We start from the raw sequence: 17,698 nt of genomic DNA on the forward strand, positions 1-17,698 counted from the left end.
CTCCGAGCGAGCGGCGGGGTGCCCGGCATGAGTCTCGCGACGTTGCTGGTGCTGGCTGACGGGCGGTTGCCGTCCGGCGGGCACGCGCATTCCGGCGGGCTGGAGGCCGCGGTCGCCGCCGGCCGGGTGCGCGAGGTCCGGGACGTCGACGGCTTCCTACGCGGCCGGTTGCACACCACTGGCCTGGTATCCGCTGTTTTCGCGGCCGGGGCGTGTGCCCGTAGCGGAGCATCCGCCGATCTTGATGACGGGCTGGATGCCCGGACGCCGTCGCCGGCTCTGCGGCGGGCTTCGCGGGCCCAGGGCCGGGCGTTGTTACGCGCCGGGCGGGCGATGTGGCCGGTGCCGGCCGTCGGCCGCGAGCCGCACCATCCCGTCGCGCTCGGGGTGGTGGCCGCCGCCGCCGGGCTCGGGCCACTGGAGGCCGCGGTCGCCGCGGCGCACGGGGCCGTGAGTGGGCCGGCCAGCGCGGCCGTGCGGCTGCTCGGCCTTGACCCCTACGCGGTGCACGCCCTGCTCGCCGGGCTGGCACCCGAGATCGACCGGATCGCGGCGGACGCCGCGGCCCGGACCCACGACCCGGTCGACGCCCTGCCGGCCGCGGGCGCCCCGCTGCTCGACATCGGCGCCGAGCTCCACGCCACCTGGGAGGTGCGTCTCTTTGCATCCTGAACTGCACGAACACGGTCCCGACGAGGTTCCTCACACCCATCCCGAACCCGGCGTCGATCCGCATGCGCCGCTGCGCCCCGGCCCCCGGGCGCTGCGGATCGGCATCGGCGGGCCGGTCGGTTCCGGCAAGACCGCGCTGGTCGCGGCGCTGTGCCGGGCGCTGGGCGCCGAACTGCGGCTCGCGGTGGTGACCAACGACATCTACACCACCGAGGACGCCGACTTCCTGCTGCGCAACGGGGTGCTGCCGGCGGACCGGATCCGCGCGGTGGAGACCGGATGCTGCCCGCACACCGCGATCCGGGACGACATCTCCGCCAACCTCGACGCGGTCGAGGATCTCGAGGCGACGCTCGGGCCACTGGACCTCGTGCTGGTCGAGAGTGGCGGGGACAACCTGACCGCGACGTTCAGCAAGGGGCTGATCGACCAGCAGATCTTCGTGGTCGACGTGGCGGGCGGCGACAAGGTGCCGCGCAAGGGTGGGCCGGGGGTCACGACCGCAGACCTGCTGGTGATCAACAAGACGGATCTCGCGCCGCTGGTCGGGGCTGATCTGTCGGTGATGGACCGGGATGCCCGGGCACGGCGGGGTGAGCTGCCGACGGTGTTCCTGTCGCTGGTCGGCGACAAGGCGGCCACTCCGGTCGCCGACTGGATCCGCGCGCTGGTCGCGGCCCGGGTGCCCGCCGCCTGATGGGCTGCCGGGTGGCGAGCTGATGCGGGCCGAGGCGCGGATCGTCGCCGAGGCCGACGGGCGGGGCGGCACCCGGCTCGCGGTGCTGCGCGGGGAGTCGCCGCTGTTGCTGCGCCGCACCGGGCCGCGGACCGGCGGTGCGGTCACCGTGCACCTCGTCGGTGGGGCCGCCGGGCCGCTGCGGGGCGACGACCTGCGGCTGGACCTCGAGGTCGGCCCGGGGGCGCGGCTGGAGGTGCGCAGTGTGGCCGCGCAGCTCGCGCTGCCCGGGCGGCCGGGTGCGCCGGCGTCGCGGCTGGAGATCCGGGCGGTCGTCGCGGCCGGTGCGACGTTGCGGTGGCTGCCGGAGCCGCTGATCGCGGCGGCCGGCTGCGACCACCGCGCGATCACGCGGGTCGAGGTCGAGGCCGGCGGCACCCTGCTCTGGCGCGACGACCTGGTCTGCGGGCGGCACGACGAGCCGTCCGGCGACGTGCACACCGACCTGACCATCCGGTACGCCGGGAGCACCCTGTACCGCCACGAGCTGACGGTCGGTCCCCGGGCACCGGGCTGGTCGGGGGCGGCGGTGCTCGGTGGCGGCCGGGCGGTGGGTTCGCTCGTCCTCGCCGGTCCGGAGCTGCCGGACGCCGCACTGCTCGGCAGGGACTCGGCTCTGATGCCGCTGGCCGGGCCGGGGATGCTGGCCAGCGCCGTCGGACAGGACATCCGGCGGGTACGGGCGGCCCTGGACCCGCTCTGCATCGAGCCGCAGCGGCTGCCCGTCACGGTGTAGAGCGCCGCGGTGGGACGCGTCCCCGCTCAGCGCAGCGGCGCGAAGAAGGTGCGCAGGTCGGCGGCGAGCGCGGCCGGTTCGTGCAGGGCGACAAAATGGCCACCGGGGTTGCCGGCCGGCCAGTGCGTGATCGTGTTCTGCTCCTCGGCCAGCCGCCGGAACAGCGGCGGTCCCCCGGCGTAGACACCCGTCGGCACCGCCTTCTGCCCCTTCGGCCAGGCGAACGCCGGTGTGTCGTACATGAACCACGAGGACGAGCCCGCCGTCCCGGTGAACCAGTAGATGCTCGTGTTCGTCAGCAGCAGATCCCGGTCGATCACCAGGTCGCCGAACTCCTTCATCTTCTGCATGTGCCAGGCCAGCAGCGCCACCGGCGAGTCCTGCCACCCGTACGCGAAGGTCTGCGGCGCCGCCCGCAGCAGGGAGTGGTGGTCCACGCCCGACCCGGCCCACTCCCGCATCGCCGCGTAGTCGGCGCGTTCGGCCTCGCTCATGCCCGGCACGTCCGCCTCGGTCGGCATGCCCGGGCCGGCGTTCACGTGCACGCCCACCACCCGGTCCGGCGCCGCCACCGCGACCGCCGGTGCGAGGTACGCGCCCAGGTCGCCCCCGTGCGAGCCGTACCGCTCGTATCCCAGCCGGCTCATCAGCTGCGCCCAGATCCGGCCCACCCGCTCGACCCCGAATCCCGGCGTACGCGGGGCCGCCGAGAAGCCGAAGCCCGGCACCGACGGCACCACCACGTGGAAGTCCGCGCTGAGCACCTCGATCAGGTTGATGAACTCGACGACCGAGTTCGGCCAGCCGTGGCTCAGGATCAGCGGCAGCGCGTCCGGCCGCGGGGACCGGACGTGCAGGAAGTGGATGTCCAGGCCGTCGATCTCGGTGATCCACTGTGGGAAGGCGTTGAGCCGCGCTTCGTAGGCCCGCCAGTCGTAGCCGGTACGCCAGTGCTCGGCCAGCTCGCGCAGCCACTCCACCGGCACACCGCGGTCCCACTCAGCCCCGGGCAACTGCGCCGGCCAGCGGGTCCGGGCCAGCCGCTCGTGCAGGTCGGTGAGGTCGTACGGGTCGACGGCGATCCGGAAAGGTCTCATACTGCCGACCGTAGGAGCCTTTGCGGTCAGTTCCCGGCCGCAATACGCCGGAGGAGGCGCACCGATGCGACGGGGCCGCTGGGCGCTGACCGGGCTGCTGCTCGGCGCGGCCGCGGGAGCTCTCTGGGGATGGTTCGGCAGCGGTGGTTACGAGGCGGGCGACGCGGCCATCGGCACCGGCCTGCTGGGTGCCGTCACGGGTGCGTTGGCCGGCGCGATCTCCGGAACCGTCGCCGACCGCCGCCACCGGTGACAGAGCCGGGGCGACCCCGCGACCGGATCACCGGTCGCCGAGCCGCCCCGCCGATCAGGCGGCGACCGCGATGGGTACGCCGTGACTGTCGGTCAGTGCCAGCCGGGTCCGCAGGTTGCCCTGCTCCGCGACCCGGGCGAAGTACTCGGTCCGCCGCCGCTGCAGGCAACCCTTGCGGGTCCGCGGTCCGCCGGCCGCGACGGTGAGCAGCTCCGGGGCCAGCGAGCTGTTCAGGCCCTCCCGGAGCAGCCGCAACGCCTCGGTGCGCAGCTGCGAGATCCGCGACTCGGTGACACCGAGTTCGGCGGCCACGTCGCTGAGCGGCTGTTCCTGCAGGAAGGACTGGGTGACCACCAGGCGCAGCCGCTCGGGCAGAGCCTGGATGGCCTGGTGCAGATATCCCAGCCGTTCCCGCTTGAGCAGCAGGTCCTCGGGCCCCTCGGACAGTTCCGGGACCATCTCCTCGGCGGCGCCGGTGGGGAAGCCCTGCAGGCTGAGCAGGGCTGCCTTCTGCACGTCGTCCTCGACGCTGGCCAGTTCGGCGACGCCGATGCCGAGCATCTCGGCCACCTCGGCCTCCGACGGGGTCCGGCCGAGTGCCGCGGTGAGTTCCTGGCGGGCTGTCGCCGTCCGGCGGGCCCGGGCCCGGACCGATCGGCTGGCCCAGTCCTGTCCGCGCAGCTCGTCCAGCAGTGCGCCGCGGATCCGGACTGCGGCGAAGCGGTGGAACGGGATGCCCCGGCTCACGTCGAAGGAGCGCGCGGCGCCGAGCAGTGCGGCGAATCCGGCGGACGACAGGTCGTCGGCGTGAACGTGGCCGGGTACGCGGTTGAGCAGTTCCCGAACCAGGTGTCCCACCATCGGCATGTGTTCGCGGACCAGGTCCTCGAGGTCGCGCGCGGACGGCGCGTCGTGGACGATGCCGACGGTGGCGGGGAGTTCGGTCGTCACGGTCACGTGTTCCTCCTCGCTCGTACAAGCCGGCAGGTGAACCGGCTGATGAGGAGAACACTTATGGCCGAAGGGTGCAGTGGCGGCCGAACTCGGTTGCTTTTGTGGTGTTTTTTGCGAAAAAGGCTCAGCTATCGGGCGGGCTCCTCCGGGGCCCTCAGCTGGCGAAGTGCGGGTGGCGCGGCGCGGCCAGCATGGCGCTCAGCTCGCGGCGCACCCAGTTCATCCGGCGCACGGCGGCCTCCGGGTGGTCGCCGAACTCGGCGGCGACACCGGCCGCACAGCCGTCGCTGCCGTGGCGCAGCAGCATGGCGGTGACGGTCTCTTCGACGGTCTGGCGGCTCGGGCACTCGGACGGCTGCAGGTAGGAGACGAACAGAGCCTCCGCGGCCAGGTCCTGGACGGTGCTGATCATGTGGAACTCCCCGATGTGCGACGACTTGCCTGGTTCCAGCTAACGCTCGCGCCGGTGCCGACCGGAACCGCTCAGGTTGCAGACCGGTATCAGTCATCTTCCCCGTGGGCGTCAACCCGGCCCGCAGGCACGCCGATACGGTTCATACCGATTTCGGCGGAAGGCTCTCGTCACGGCCGTCGCGGGTCGTCACGGGCAGCACCGGTTCCTGTCGGGCTCAATTCGACCTTACGCGCAGCTCGGGCGGCCGAACCGGAACTCCGGTCGACCGCCCGAGGACGCGCTTGTCGGATTTCAGCCCACGGCCCCCGGCAGGGGCTCGTTGCCGGAAGTGTCGCCCGGGTCGGTGAACGTGTCCGTCACCGCGGGCGTCGTCTCCGTCACGGCCGGCTCCGTGGTCGTCGGCGTGACAGCCGGCGTCGTGGTCGGCGCGGACGGCTCCACCGGGGTCTCGTCGTCGTCACCGTCGTCGTCACCGTTGCCGTTGCCGCCGCCACCGGGGTCCACCACTACCCCCGGTGTCGTGGTCGTCGGCGTGACCCCGGCCGGCGCCGTCGTGGTGACCGGGACCGGGACCGCGACCCCGCCCGGGTTGATCGAGATACCCGGGATCGGCGTGTCCTTGGTCGGCACCGGACCCAGCCGGACCGTGCCGTTCGTGAGGTGCTCGACCGGCCGCGACGGCGCACCGGGCGCCGGCGAGACGAACGTCTGGCAGGTCTCCCCGCCGAGCTCGAACACCATCGGGGCGGCGTTGCTGGCCCGGTAGCGGCCGGTGAACTCGAGCGTCTTGGTCTGCTGCGGGCTCAGCGGCGTGCGACCCAGCACGGTGACACCCTGCCCCTGCTGGTCCAGCTTGAGCCCGCCGTTGCCGGACACGACCTGGTCGCCCGGCATGAGGAACCAGAGCTTCCAGTCCTTGATCGCCGAGTTCTCCCGGTTGGCCAGCGTGATCGCGGCCCGGAACTTGTTGTCCTTGTCCTCCCAGACCGCATAGCTGACCACGCACTTGTTCGAGCCGGTCAGCGTGGTCGAGCCCGCGTTCGGGGTCTTCGGCGTGCCGTCCTGGGAGAGCGCGGCCACCGCCGCCGAGGCGACCAGGACCGCCCCGACGATGGAGCCGGAGATGATGAGCACCCGGCGCCGCTGGGTGATGCCGCCGTTGCCACCGGGGCCCGAGGGGCCGGTGGCCGCGGAGCCGGGCCTGTTCTGGTTGGGCGGGCTGCCGCCACCGGGACGGGCCGGCGGCGTGTTGCCCCGGCCACCGTGGCCTCCGGCACCGGCCGGGCGGGCCGGCGACGCGGGCGAGCCACCCTCGCGGGGCGGCGGCCGGAACGCGTCGTCGCCACCGAAGGCGGGACGCAGGGCCGGGCCGGCCGGAGCGGCATCCTCGATCGGCGGCGCCGTGGCGCCCGCCGCCGAGGCGACCGCGGGAGCCGGTGGCACCGGACCGAACCGGCTGTTGCGGGCACCGCGCTGGGGCGGGGACGACACCGGGCCGACGGCCGCCTCGACCTCGGCGACCGAGACCGCCGGGGGCACCGGCGCTCCGGCCGGGGCCGGCGAGACCGGCGCCTCGGCAGCGGGAACAGCGGCGACTCCGCGGCCGGGAGCAGTGGAGTGCACCTGGGCGAGGCCCGGCCGGACCCGCCCGAAGGCGTCGGTGTCACGCCGGGCCGACGGCAGGATCGTGGTGTCCTCGCCGTTCTCGGCCCAGTCCGGCACGTAGGCGCGGCTGGCCGGCACCCCGGCCGACACCGTGCCGAGCACGTGCGCCAGCTCGGCACTGGACGGGCGGTCCGCGGGCCGCTTCTCCAGGCAGCGGGCGATCAGCGCGGAGACCGCGCTGGGCAGGCCCTCGACCGGCGGCAGCGGCTCGGGCTCCGTGTACTGGTGGGCGCGCAGCAGGGCCGTCGTCGTGCCGACGTCCCAGGGGAGCTGCCCGATCAGGGTGCGGTAGATCAGCAGGCCGACCGCGTACACGTCGGTGGCCGGGCTGACCTGGCCGCCCTCGAGCCGCTCGGGCGCCAGGTAGGCCGGCGTGCCGAGCAGACTGCCGTCCGGGTCGATGTCGTTCTCGCCGATCAGGGCCGAGATGCCGAAGTCGACGACCTTGGCGCCGCCGGAGGTGAGCATGACGTTGGCCGGGGTCACGTCGCGGTGCACGATGCCCCGGGCGTGCGCAGCAGCCAGGGCCGCCGCGACCTCGGAGGAGATGCGCACCGCGGCCGGCCACGGCAGCCGGCGCGAGCGGGCCAGGACGGCCGCCAGCGACTCGCCGTCGACGAGCTCCATGACGACGTACGGGACCGGCTCACCGTCGACGGTGGTCGCCTCGCCGTAGTCGTAGACGTTGGTGATGTGCGGGTGGCTCAGCCGTGCGGCGGCCTGGGCCTCCGCGCGGAGTCGGCGTCGGAACGAGGGGTCGGTGCTCGTCGAGGGCGGCAGGACCTTCACCGCGACCTGCCGGCCGAGCACTTCGTCGAACCCTCGCCAGACCACTGACATCCCGCCGGCGCCGAGCCGCTCGACCAGTCGGTAGCGACCGGCCAGCAGACTCGAACCGGGCAGGTCCGTCGTGCTCATGTGCCCCCACATGCGCGATCGGAAGAAACATCAGCACTGCACCGCCATGCGTGCTGATGCCGGGGCGGTTGTCGGCCCGCCGTTGGACCGAGCATTCCCCATCGACGGCGAGGATGTTAGCGGACGATCGGCCAGGTCTCGACTCCTCGACAACCCGGATGAGCTGGGCGTCGTCACGCTCTGTTCCGCGCTGTGCGCCTGCGGTGGGCAGTCGGCGCCGAGGACAGAATGCCTGGTCAGAGCTGTATAGATGGTCATGCCAAACAACGCTGGGTCGTATGCCCGCTTCGTCGGAACTTGCGGCAGGATAACGAATCTCGCGTTTCCACTACGGATTCTGCACGTGCAGTCGCGTTTGTATCACGCAAAGAGACAATGATGAGATCATGAGTGGCGCTCATCTATACCCAGCGTGATGATTGCCACAGGGCAATGACCTGGGCAACCCCGCCCGATCGGGTGATTTCCCGGCGCCGATCATTCTTTGTTGCCGCAAGCCACCAGCGTTGCTGACAAATCACCCGATCCAGGGAACCACTACGGGGAAACGGCTGTCCGGGGCGTCCGCGTGACCGCCCGGGCCGGGTGCGCGGACAGCCGTTCGGCGTGCACCACAGCGGAGTCGGCGGGCACGGCCCCCAGGCTCTCGAGGTGGTTCAGCATCGGCGCGAGCTTCTCGTAGAGCACGAGAATCACGTCGCCCGGGACGGCCAGCCGCAACGCCGCGTCGACCGCCGCCCGGTAGCCCGGGGTCCGGACCACCTGGATGAGCGGCCGGCGCCCGCGCATCTCACGTTCCACCAGTGCGGACACCTCCCCCGGCGCCCGGCCGCGCGGGTCCTCGTCGTCGTAGAGCACGGCCCGGGTGACGCCGTCCGCGAGCACCTGGGCCGAGGCCGCCAGCAGGTCGTCGCGGCGGTCGCCGGGCAACGTGACCGTGGCCAGGCACCGCTGCGGACCCCAGAGCCGGTGCAGCGTCCGCAGGACCGTCGCGATCGCCGCCGGGTTGTGCGCGTAGTCCACGAACAGGGCCACGTCGTCGAGGCGCAGCAGCGTGGCCCGGCCCGGGTTGTCCACCCGCGGCTCGAAGGCGGCCAGCCGCTCGGCCACCACGTCCGGCGGGGCGCCGAGGGCCCGGGCTGCAGCCGCCGCGGCGAGGGCGTTGACGGCCGCGTACGACGCCGCTCCCCCGAACGAGCCGGGCACGTCCGCGACGCGCAGCAACGGGGTGCGCCGGCCGCCGGTGGCCTGGACCAGCCAGCCGTCCTGGAGCACGTACGCGGTCCCGCCCCGGCCCAGGTGCTCGGCCAGCACGGGCTGCCGGCTGTCGGTGCCGAACCAGACGACGCGCTTGCGGTCGGCGCGGACCCGGGGCCGCTCGGCGATGCTGCGTACCCACGGGTCGTCAGCGTTGAGCACCAGCGTGCCCCCGTCGCGGACCCGCTCGGCGATCAGCGCCTTGACGTGGGCCAGGTCCTCGATCGACTCCAGCCCGTCCTGGCCCAGGTGGTCGGCGGTGATGTTGGTGAGCACGCCGACGTCGGTCCGGTCGTACCCCAGGCCCCGGCGCAGCGTGCCGCCCCGGGCGGTCTCCAGGACCGCCGCCTGGACCCCCGGGTCACCGAGCACCATCTGCGCCGAGCGCGGGCCGGTGGCGTCACCGACGTGCACCACCCGGCCGTCGATCGCGACCCCGTCGCTGCTGGCCACGCCCACCCGCAGACCGGTGCCGGCCAGCAGGTGCGCGACCAGCCGGGTCACGGTGGTCTTGCCGTTGGTGCCGGTCACGGCCACGGTCGGGATCCGCCCGTCGGAACCGCCGGGGAACATCGCCCGCACGATCGCGTCCCCGACGTCGCGGGAGCGCCCGCGCACGGGCGCGAGATGCATGCGCAGCCCGGGTACGGCGTTGACCTCGATCACCCCGGCGCCCAGCTCGTCGGGGTCCCCGGTCGGCGGCAGCGGCGCGGCGACGTCGGCCAGCCGCAGGTCGATGCCGGCGATGTCCAGCCCGACCAGGGCGGCGACGCGCAGGCAGAGCCGGGTCACGTCGGGGTGCACCCGGTCGGTGACGTCGCTGCCGGTGCCGCCGGTGGACAGGTTGGCGTTGTCGCGCAGCCACACCTGGCGCCCGGCCGCGGGCACAGTGCCGGGCGTGCAGCCCTGCCGGTTCAGCGCGGTCAGCGCGTTGGCGTCCAGCTCGATGCGGGTCAGCACCCGGGCGTGCCCGACCCCGCGCCGCGGGTCCGCGTTGGTCAGCGCGACCAGGTCGGCCACCGTGCTCTCGCCGTCGCCGACCACGTGGGCCGCGACCCGCTCGGCGGCGGCCACCACCTCACCCGCGACGACCAGCACGCGGTAATCCCGGCCGGCGAACTGCCGTTCGACCACCACGTCGCCGCCCGCGGCCGTGTACGCCCGTTCGACCTCCTCGGGCGTGCGCAAATTCAGCACCACGTGCTCGCCCTGGCGGCCCTGCCGCGGCTTGACCACGACCGGCGCCCCCAGCTCGCCCAGTAGGCGCACCGCTTCGGCGGCGGTACGGGCGGCCCCGCCGGGCGCGACCGGCACCCCGGCGTCCTCGAGCAACCGCCGGGTGACCTGCTTGTCCGCCGCGATGTCGACGCCGACCCCGCTGGTCCGGTCGGTCATCGCGGCCCAGGCCAGGCGCCGGCGGGTGCCCCAGCCCAGCCGCAGCAGGCTGAGGTCGGCGTACCGCTCGACCGGAATGCCCCGGCGCCGGGCCGCGGCGATGATCGACGTGGTGCTCGGGCCGGTGGCCTCCTGCTCGGCCAGCGCGGTCAGGGCGCTGAGCCGCTCGGTGAGGTCGGCGGCGGGCACGGACTCGCCGCCCGCGACCGAGGCGACCAGCTCCGCGGCGGTCTCCAGCAGCTCGCCCGGCAGTGTGGAGTCCGGCGACTCGTCCACCGGGCATTCGATGATCAGGTCGTAGAGCCCCGGCTCGCCGGCCGAGACGGTCCGGCCGAAGCTGACGTCGCGCCCGATCCGCTGGGACAGCTCGATGCTGACGTGCTCGGTGACGTGGCCGAAGTAGGTGCCACCCCGCATCCGGCTGACGAACCCGCCGGGCGAGCCGGCCGCGCAGTGGTGCTCGGCCAGGCCCGGCAGGGCGCGCAGGATCCGTTCGGTGAACCCGGCGACGTCGCTGGTCTCGCGGCCGGTGAGCTCGTCCAGGCGCAGCCGGGCCACGATCGCGGGCCGGGACAGGTGGACGTTGGGCCCGCGCAGCCGGCGAATGCTGAGGATCTTCATGCGGCCAGTTCCCGTTCCCCGGCGGACCCATCGACGATCGAGGGGCGGCGGCCGGACAGTTCGAACCTGCACCCGGCAGGCAGCACGTGCACCCGTGCCCCGGTGAGCGCGATCGGCCCGTCGGCCGGTACCCGGATGTCGGCGGCGGCTCCCGCGTCGACGATCGTCACCGCGCCGGTCCCGAGCACCTCGAAGCTGTCGCCCTCGGCGAGGATCGCGGTGTCCTCGTCGATGCCGAGGCCGAGCTCGTGCGGGTAGAGGGCGACGGCGCTGAGCAGCCGGTTGAGCCGGCCCCGCTCGGCGAAGTGCATGTCGATCAGCACGCCGGGCAGGAACTCCAGCCCGGGTCCGGTGCGCACGCTGGCCCGAGTGACCCCCGGGCTGTCGCCGCCGAGGATCATGGTGCCGGACATCATCGCGGCGCCGGCGCTGGTGCCGCCGAGCACGATCGTGCCGGTCTGCACCAGCCGCTGCAGCGCCGAGTCGGCCAGCGTGCCGCCGAGGACAGTGGTGATCCGCAGCTGGTCGCCGCCGGTGAAGAAGACGCCGGTGGCGGTGGCCAGCGCCTTGACCACGGCGGGCTCGTTGGCCTGGGCCCGGTTGTCCAGGCGCAGCGCCCGGACCCGGCCCGCGCCGAGGCGGGTGAACAGCGCGGCGTACTCGGCCTCCAGGACGGCGGGCTCCGCGCTGGCGGTGGCGATGACGATCAGCTCGGCGGCGGGACCACCGGCCAGGCCGACGAAGCGGCGCAGGATCTCGGTGCCGCCCGGACCGTAGCGTTCCGCGCCACCGATGACGAGCAGCCGGGAGTGACCGGAACGATCGACGAGTGCCACGCCGTGCCTCCTGAAGGGCCGCACCCCTCGAACCGGCGGCCTGCCCTGAGGCTAATCGGAACAATCCCGAAACATCGGGCTAATCCGTCGAGTCGGCGGGCAGCAGATGCGAGACCACCGGTGGCCCCTCGGCCAGCGCCCACGCCTTCTGCTCCTCCTGCTCGTCGCTGCCGGTGAGCCGGCCCTCGTGCTGGCGCAGATGTTCGTCCCACGTGGGCACCAGATAAACCTCGACGAACTCGTCCGCCGCCTCGCCCGGGCGGAACAGTCCCCACCGGGTGGCCCCAGTCCGCTGCCGGGAACGCCGTACGGCCTGCATCGCGGCGACGAAGGCGGCCCGGTTGGCCGGCCGGACCCGGAACGTCGAGGTGACCAGCACCGGCCCCTCGTCCAGATGCGGCTCCAGCATCAGGTGCGGCTCGGCCCAGTAGACCGCCGGGCTGCGGTCACCCTCCTGGTGGTGCAGCGGCAGCCAGCGCACGGTCACGGTGCCCAGCAGCATCAGTGCGGCCGCGGAGAGGAAGGCGGCGCGCAGGCCGAACGCCTCGGTGACCTGACCCCACAGCAGCGCGCCGATGGCCTGGCCGCCGGCGAAGACGACCTGGTAAACCGCGAAGCCGCGGGCACGCACCCAGTTCGGCAGGAACAGCTGCAGGCTCGCGTTCATCCGCGACACCTGGATCATCCAGGCCAGCCCGGCGGCGATCAGGACCGGCACCACGACGAGGACGCTGGCCACCGTGGCCACCACGAGCAGGGCGAGGCCGTAGACCACGCCGGAGATCACGAGCAGCCGGTTGGCCGGGACGTGCTCACGGACCCGGGGCATCAGCAGGGCGCCCAGGACCGCACCGACGCCCAGGGCGGCGAGCAGGATGCCGTAGCCGCTGGGGCCCATGGCCAGCTCCTGCTCGGCGACCAGCGGCAGCAGGCCCCAGACGATGCTGCCGGGCAGGACGAACACCACCACGCGCAGCAGGATCCGGCGGACCACCGGCGAGTAGCGCACGTACCGGCCGCCGGCCCGCAGCGCCGGGCCGAACCGCTCGGCGTGCGCGGTCCCGCTCTCCGGCGGCCGGCGCCAGCGCAGCAGCGCCACCGCGAAAATCACGAACGACAGCGCGTTCAGGCCGAAGACCGCGGCCACGCCCACGTGCGCGACCAGCAGCCCGGCCACCGCCGGCCCGGCCGAGCGGGCCAGGTTGGTGTTGACCGCACCGAGCGCGGACGCCGAGGCGAGCTCGTCGCGCGGGACCACCTCGGGGATGATCGCCTGCCAGGTCGGCAGGGTCAGCGCCTGGCCGACGCCGAGCAGGAAAGTGAAGATCAACAGCAGCAGCGGCGGCATCCGGTCGAGCACGGTCAGGACGGTCAGCGTCCCGGCCACGACGAACAACCCCACCTGTACGGCGAGCAGCAACCGCCGGCGATCGAAAGTGTCGGCCAGCGTGCCCGACGGCAACGCGAGCAGCAGGACCGGCAGCATCGTCGCGGTCTGCACCAGGCTGACGTAGGTGGCGGCGTCCGGCTCGTGCACCAGGTGCCACTGGGCCCCGACGGTCTGCATCCAGGTGCCGACGTTGCTCGCCAGCACCCCGATCCACAGCCCGCGGAAGATCTTGTCGCGCAACGGGGCCCACGCGGATGTTTCCCCTGCTGATGCTTGCGCCGGCGCCACGGCCAGGGAGCTTAGCGGCGGCGCTTGGCCCCCGGTCCGGGGCGGGGCGCGACCTCGCGGGGGTCGCCGATCCGGTGGCCGTGCGCGCAGTGCAGTTCGGCGTGGACCCGCGCGCCGCAGTCGCGGTGGGCCATCTCCAGCGGCGGACCCTGCGGATCGGCCAGGTAGCGGTCACCCCACTCCATCACCGCGGTGAGCACCGGGTAGAGGTCGAGCCCCTTGGCGGTGAGCCGGTACTCGTGGCGGATGCGCGCGCCGGGCTCCTGGTACGGCTCGCGGCGCAGCAGGCCGTGCTCCACCAGCGAGGCGAGCCGGTTGGTGAGGACCTGGCGCGGGATGCCGGTGCGCTCACGCATGTCGGCGAAGCGGCGGACGCCGGTGAAGACCTCCCGCAGCACCACCACGGTCCACTTCTCGCCGAGGATGCCCATCGCGCGGCCGATCGTGCAGGCGTCGACGGACCAGTCGAGGGCGGACGGGCGGGCCAGGGTGGGATTCATGACACCGAGGCTAGGTCTGTTTGACAGACACAGCAAGCCCGTGCCAATCTCCGTCCATGACGCAGACCCAGGACGGGACCCGCACGCGTACGTATTCCTGGACCGATCCGGCCGAGCATGCCGCCGTGCTGGGCACGACCAGTGGCCTGGACCTGATGCGCAAGATGGTGGCCGGCGAGCTCCCGCCCCCACCGATCATGAACCTGATCGACATCTCCGGCATGGAGGTCGAGGAGGGCAGCGTCACCTTCTACCTGGCGCCGCAGGAGTTCCACTACAACCCGCTCGGCACGATGCACGGCGGCGTGCTCTCCACGCTGCTCGACAGCGCCGCCGCGTGCTCGCTGCACTCGACGCTGCCGGCCGGGGTCGGCTACACCTCCCTCGACCTCAACGTGAAGTTCCTGCGCGCGGTCACCGTCGACTCCGGGCAGCTCACCTGCAAGGGCGGCGTGCTGCAGAAGGGCCGCCGGACCGCGCTCACCGAGGCCCGGATCACCGACACCGCGGGACGCCTCATCGCCCACGCCACCTCCAGCTGCATGATCTTCGAGGCGCCCCGCTCCTGATCAGACCGCCAGCAACCGGCGCACCGACTCGTCGCTGAGCTCGCCGGCCGGGCCCGCCCGCACCACCTCGCCCGCGTCCAGGATCACGAACCGGTCGGCCAGCCGCAGGGCCAGTTCCAGATACTGCTCGACCAGCAGGATGGTCAGCCCGGCCGCGTGCAGCTGCCGGATCGCCTCCTCGATCTCGCGCACGATCGACGGCTGGATGCCCTCGGTCGGCTCGTCCAGCAGCAGCATCCGCGGCTCGGTGACCAGCGCCCGGGCGATCGCGAGCTGCTGCTGCTGACCGCCGGAGAGGAAGCCGGCCCGCCGCTTGAGCAGCCCGCGCAGCGCCGGGAACAGGTCGAACGCCTCGTCGACCACCCCGGCCCGGCGGTTGCCCGCGGTCTCCCGCGCCACCTGCAGGTTCTCCGCGACCGTCAGCTGCGGGAACGTCTCGTGGCCTTGGGGCACGTAACCGAGCCCGAGCCGGACCCGCTCGTGCACCTTGAGCCTGGTCAGCTCCCGGCCGTCGAAACGCACCGCGCCCGAGCGGACCGGCAGCACCCCCATGATTGCCTTCAGCAGGGTGGTCTTGCCGACACCGTTGCGGCCCATCAGGCACACCAGCGACCCGGCCGGCGCGGTCAGCGAGACCCCGAAGAGCACCTGCGCCCGGCCGTACGACACCTGCAGGTCCTCGACCTCCAGCACGTCAGGCCACCTCCTTGTCGAGCTCGTCGCGTGACCGTCCTAGATAGACCTCCTGCACGCGCGGATCGGCCTGCACCTCGGCGACCGTGCCCTCACACAGCAGCCGGCCCTCGTGCAGCACCGTCACCGTGCTGGCGAAGCGGCGCAGGAAATCCATGTCGTGCTCGACCACCAGGACTGTGTGGTCGCGGGCCACCGACTGCAGCAGCTCACCCGTACGCTCGCGCTCGGTGCGGCTCATGCCCGCGACCGGCTCGTCGAGCAGCAGCAGCCGGGGCCGCTGCACGACGAGCATGCCGATCTCGAGCCACTGCCGCTGGCCGTGCGAGAGCACCCCGGCCGGGCGGTCCGCCAGCGCGCCCAGCCCGATGGTGTCCAGCGCCGAGGCGACATCGTCGGAGACGCCGTGCCGGCGGCGCAGCAGGGTCGGTAGCCGGCGCCGGAAACCCGCCGCCAGGTCCAGGTTGTCGACGACGCTGAGCTCCTCGAACACCACGGACGTCTGAAAGGTACGGCCGACGCCCGCGCGCACGACCTGATACTCCCGGCGGCCCACGAGCTCCTGCCCGGCGAAACTGACCGAGCCGGTCGCCGGTCTGGTCAGCCCCGTGATGACGTCGATCAGGGTGGTCTTGCCGGCGCCGTTGGGCCCGATCAGGAACCGCAGCTCGCCGGCGTCGAGGGAGAAGTCCAGGTCGGTGAGCGCGTGGAAGCCGGAGAAGACGACGTTCAGGCCGCGTACCTCCAGGAGTTTGCTCATGCCCGTACCTCCTCGAGAACCGGCGGGGCCGGCGCCGCCGGACGGCGCCGGGCCGCGATCACGTCGCGCAGCTGACCGGCCAGCCCGGCCAGGCCGCGGGGAGCCCAGAGCATGACCGCCACGAAGAGCGCGCCCTGCACGTAGAGCCAGCTGTCCGGCCACTGCTCGCTGAAGATGGTCTTGCCGTAGTGGAACAGCAGCGCGCCGCCGACCGCACCGGCGAGCGAGTACCGCCCGCCGATCGCCACCCCGATGAGCAGCTCCAGCGACGCGACCACGCCCAGGTTGGCCGGCGTGAGCAGGCCGACCACCGGGACGAAGAGCGCGCCGGCGATGCCGGCCAGCCCGGCCGAGACCGCGAAGGCGAAGGTCTTGACCAGTGCCGGGTCGTAGCCGAGGAAACGCACCCGGTCCTCGCCGTCGCGGATCGCCACCAGCAGCTGCCCGTAGCGGCTGCGGGCCAGCTGCCGCACGACCAGATAGGACAGTCCGAGCACGACCACGATGGCGAAGTAGAGGATCCGGCGGTCGGCGTCGTCGTAGAGGTCCAGGCCGAAGAAGAGCTGGAAGTTGGTCAGGCCGTTGGTGCCGCCGGTCAGCCCCTGCTGGCCGACGAGCAGGATGACGAACGCCGCCGCCAGCGCCTGCGACAGCACCGCGAAGTACGCGCCCCGCACCCGTTGCCGGAAGACCAGCAGCCCCAGCAGCAGCGCCACCGTCACCGGCAGCACGACCACCATCACGAGCGCGAAGACGGGGTTGGCGAACGGCTTCCAGAGCAGCGGCAACTGCTCCACGCCGCTCCACGACATGAAGTCGGGCAGCTGCCCCGGCCCGGCCTCGACGAGCTTGAGATGCATGCCCATTGCGTATCCGCCGAGCCCGAAGAACACGCCCTGGCCCAGCGTCAGCATGCCGCCGCGGCCCCAGGCCAGCGCGATGCCGAGCGCGACGATCGCATAGCAGAGGTACTTGGCCAGCAGATCCAGCCGGAACGGGCTGAACACCAGCGGCGCGGCGATCAGCATCGTGGCGATCAGGGCGAAGGCGATCCGGTTTCTCATGTGAGCGCCCGCGATCGCAGGACGAACATGCCCTGGGGCCGGAACTGCAGGAACGCGATGATCACGGCGAACACCACCACCTTGGCGAAGCTGGCCCCATTGGCCGTCCAGAACTCGACGAAGCTGTTGAGGACGCCCAGCGCGAACGCGGCGATCACCGCGCCGCGCAGCTGACCCAGCCCGCCGGCCACCACGACCAGGAACGCGTCCACGATGTACCCGCTGCCCAGCGTCGGGCCGACCGGGCCGATCAGGGTCAGCGCGACCCCGGCCACCCCGGCCAGCCCGGACCCGATGAAGAAGGTGGCCTGGTCGACCCGCCCGGTCGCGACCCCGCTGACCGCGGCCAGCTGCCTGTTCTGCATCACGGCCCGCATCCGCCGGCCCTGCCGCAGCTTGCTCAGGTACAGCGAGATCGCCACCACGCAGCCGATCGCCAGCACCAGGATGAACACCCGGTTGTACGGGATCCGTACGCCCACGTCGATCCCGCCGGTCAGCCAGCCCGGCGCAGTGACCTGCACGTTCGGCGCCCCGAAGATGTCCCGGGCGACCTGTTGCAGAATCAGGCTGATGCCCCAGGTGAGCAGCAGCGTGTCCAGCGGGCGGCCGTAGAAGCGCCGGATGAACAACCGTTCCAGGATCAGCCCGAGCACCCCGCCGACGGCGAAGGCGACGGGCAGCGCCACCAGCACGGCCTGCTCGCCGGCCAGCGGCTGCAGGACGTACGCGGTGTACGCACCGGCCATGATGAACTCGCCGTGCGCCATGTTGATGACGCCCATCTGGCCGAACGTGAAGGTCAGGCCCAGCGAGGCGAGCAGCAGCACCGCGCCGATGCTCGCCCCGATGACCAACTGGTTCAGGGTTCCCATGGCT

General features: G+C 72.9%; 17 protein-coding genes. 5 read left to right on the forward strand and 12 right to left on the reverse strand.

Annotated elements, in window-relative coordinates:
- Nucleotides 1–27: 27 nt before the first annotated feature.
- The 3 genes from ACQP2Y_RS34115 to ACQP2Y_RS34125 are packed head-to-tail and all read left to right on the forward strand — an operon-like array spanning nucleotide 28 to nucleotide 2,144.
- The gene (locus ACQP2Y_RS34115; protein WP_433720014.1) at nucleotides 28–672 is read left to right on the forward strand and encodes an urease accessory protein UreF; all 645 of its coding nucleotides are present in this window, start codon (nucleotides 28–30) and stop codon (nucleotides 670–672) included.
- Nucleotides 662–1,369: an urease accessory protein UreG gene (gene ureG, locus ACQP2Y_RS34120; protein WP_433720016.1), complete on the forward strand. Its 708-nt coding sequence runs from the start codon at nucleotides 662–664 to the stop codon at nucleotides 1,367–1,369. The genes ACQP2Y_RS34115 and ureG overlap by 11 nt, the downstream gene beginning before the upstream one ends.
- 22 nt (nucleotides 1,370–1,391) lie before the next feature.
- The gene (locus tag ACQP2Y_RS34125; protein ID WP_433720017.1) at nucleotides 1,392–2,144 is read left to right on the forward strand and encodes an urease accessory protein UreD; all 753 of its coding nucleotides are present in this window, start codon (nucleotides 1,392–1,394) and stop codon (nucleotides 2,142–2,144) included.
- Between the two features lie 26 nt (nucleotides 2,145–2,170).
- On the opposite strand, the gene ACQP2Y_RS34130 is transcribed toward ACQP2Y_RS34125, so the two are convergent.
- Nucleotides 2,171–3,241 carry an epoxide hydrolase family protein gene (locus ACQP2Y_RS34130; RefSeq protein ID WP_433720018.1) on the reverse strand — a complete coding sequence of 357 codons (1,071 nt, stop codon included), beginning with the start codon at nucleotides 3,239–3,241 and terminating at the stop codon, nucleotides 2,171–2,173.
- A 64-nt stretch (nucleotides 3,242–3,305) separates the two neighbouring features.
- On the opposite strand from ACQP2Y_RS34130, the gene ACQP2Y_RS34135 reads away from it, so the two are divergent.
- A complete protein-coding gene (locus tag ACQP2Y_RS34135) occupies nucleotides 3,306–3,494 on the forward strand; it encodes a hypothetical protein (protein ID WP_433720019.1) in 189 nt (62 codons plus the stop codon).
- Between the two features lie 54 nt (nucleotides 3,495–3,548).
- Here the strand turns inward: ACQP2Y_RS34135 and ACQP2Y_RS34140 are convergent, their stop codons facing one another.
- The 7 genes from ACQP2Y_RS34140 to ACQP2Y_RS34170 all read right to left on the reverse strand — a co-directional run bounded on the left by ACQP2Y_RS34140 (nucleotide 3,549) and on the right by ACQP2Y_RS34170 (nucleotide 13,733).
- On the reverse strand, nucleotides 3,549–4,451 hold the full coding sequence (locus ACQP2Y_RS34140) for a sigma-70 family RNA polymerase sigma factor (protein ID WP_360556097.1): 903 nt from the start codon (nucleotides 4,449–4,451) through the stop codon (nucleotides 3,549–3,551).
- Nucleotides 4,452–4,602: 151 nt separating this feature from the next.
- Nucleotides 4,603–4,860: a hypothetical protein gene (locus tag ACQP2Y_RS34145; protein ID WP_433720020.1), complete on the reverse strand. Its 258-nt coding sequence runs from the start codon at nucleotides 4,858–4,860 to the stop codon at nucleotides 4,603–4,605.
- Nucleotides 4,861–5,154: 294 nt separating this feature from the next.
- Nucleotides 5,155–7,446 carry a serine/threonine-protein kinase gene (locus ACQP2Y_RS34150; RefSeq protein WP_433720021.1) on the reverse strand — a complete coding sequence of 764 codons (2,292 nt, stop codon included), beginning with the start codon at nucleotides 7,444–7,446 and terminating at the stop codon, nucleotides 5,155–5,157.
- Nucleotides 7,447–7,983: 537 nt separating this feature from the next.
- Nucleotides 7,984–10,719 (reverse strand): cyanophycin synthetase, encoded by a 2,736-nt coding sequence (gene cphA, locus ACQP2Y_RS34155; RefSeq protein ID WP_433720023.1) that lies wholly within the window; start codon nucleotides 10,717–10,719, stop codon nucleotides 7,984–7,986.
- Nucleotides 10,716–11,555: a cyanophycinase gene (locus tag ACQP2Y_RS34160; RefSeq protein ID WP_433720024.1), complete on the reverse strand. Its 840-nt coding sequence runs from the start codon at nucleotides 11,553–11,555 to the stop codon at nucleotides 10,716–10,718. The genes cphA and ACQP2Y_RS34160 overlap by 4 nt, the downstream gene beginning before the upstream one ends.
- A gap of 79 nt (nucleotides 11,556–11,634) precedes the next feature.
- Complete coding sequence (locus ACQP2Y_RS34165; protein ID WP_433720025.1) at nucleotides 11,635–13,185, reverse strand: MFS transporter; 1,551 nt, start codon at nucleotides 13,183–13,185, stop codon at nucleotides 11,635–11,637.
- A gap of 59 nt (nucleotides 13,186–13,244) precedes the next feature.
- On the reverse strand, nucleotides 13,245–13,733 hold the full coding sequence (locus ACQP2Y_RS34170) for a winged helix-turn-helix transcriptional regulator (RefSeq protein WP_433720027.1): 489 nt from the start codon (nucleotides 13,731–13,733) through the stop codon (nucleotides 13,245–13,247).
- Nucleotides 13,734–13,789: 56 nt separating this feature from the next.
- On the opposite strand from ACQP2Y_RS34170, the gene ACQP2Y_RS34175 reads away from it, so the two are divergent.
- Nucleotides 13,790–14,302: a PaaI family thioesterase gene (locus ACQP2Y_RS34175; protein WP_433720029.1), complete on the forward strand. Its 513-nt coding sequence runs from the start codon at nucleotides 13,790–13,792 to the stop codon at nucleotides 14,300–14,302.
- Here ACQP2Y_RS34175 and urtE read toward each other — a convergent pair whose 3' ends face one another.
- The 4 genes from urtE to urtB are packed head-to-tail and all read right to left on the reverse strand — an operon-like array spanning nucleotide 14,303 to nucleotide 17,694.
- Nucleotides 14,303–14,995, reverse strand: coding sequence for an urea ABC transporter ATP-binding subunit UrtE (gene urtE / locus ACQP2Y_RS34180; protein ID WP_433720031.1), 693 nt, complete (start codon nucleotides 14,993–14,995; stop codon nucleotides 14,303–14,305).
- Nucleotide 14,996: 1 nt separating this feature from the next.
- Nucleotides 14,997–15,755 (reverse strand): urea ABC transporter ATP-binding protein UrtD, encoded by a 759-nt coding sequence (gene urtD / locus ACQP2Y_RS34185; RefSeq protein ID WP_433720033.1) that lies wholly within the window; start codon nucleotides 15,753–15,755, stop codon nucleotides 14,997–14,999.
- Nucleotides 15,752–16,819 (reverse strand): urea ABC transporter permease subunit UrtC, encoded by a 1,068-nt coding sequence (urtC, locus tag ACQP2Y_RS34190; protein ID WP_433720035.1) that lies wholly within the window; start codon nucleotides 16,817–16,819, stop codon nucleotides 15,752–15,754. The genes urtD and urtC overlap by 4 nt, the downstream gene beginning before the upstream one ends.
- The gene (gene urtB, locus ACQP2Y_RS34195) at nucleotides 16,816–17,694 is read right to left on the reverse strand and encodes an urea ABC transporter permease subunit UrtB (protein WP_433720037.1); all 879 of its coding nucleotides are present in this window, start codon (nucleotides 17,692–17,694) and stop codon (nucleotides 16,816–16,818) included. The genes urtC and urtB overlap by 4 nt, the downstream gene beginning before the upstream one ends.
- Between the last annotated feature and the right edge of the window lie 4 nt (nucleotides 17,695–17,698).

The sequence above is a fragment of the Actinoplanes sp. CA-051413 genome, assembly GCF_050955795.1.
GTDB lineage: Bacteria > Actinomycetota > Actinomycetes > Mycobacteriales > Micromonosporaceae > Actinoplanes.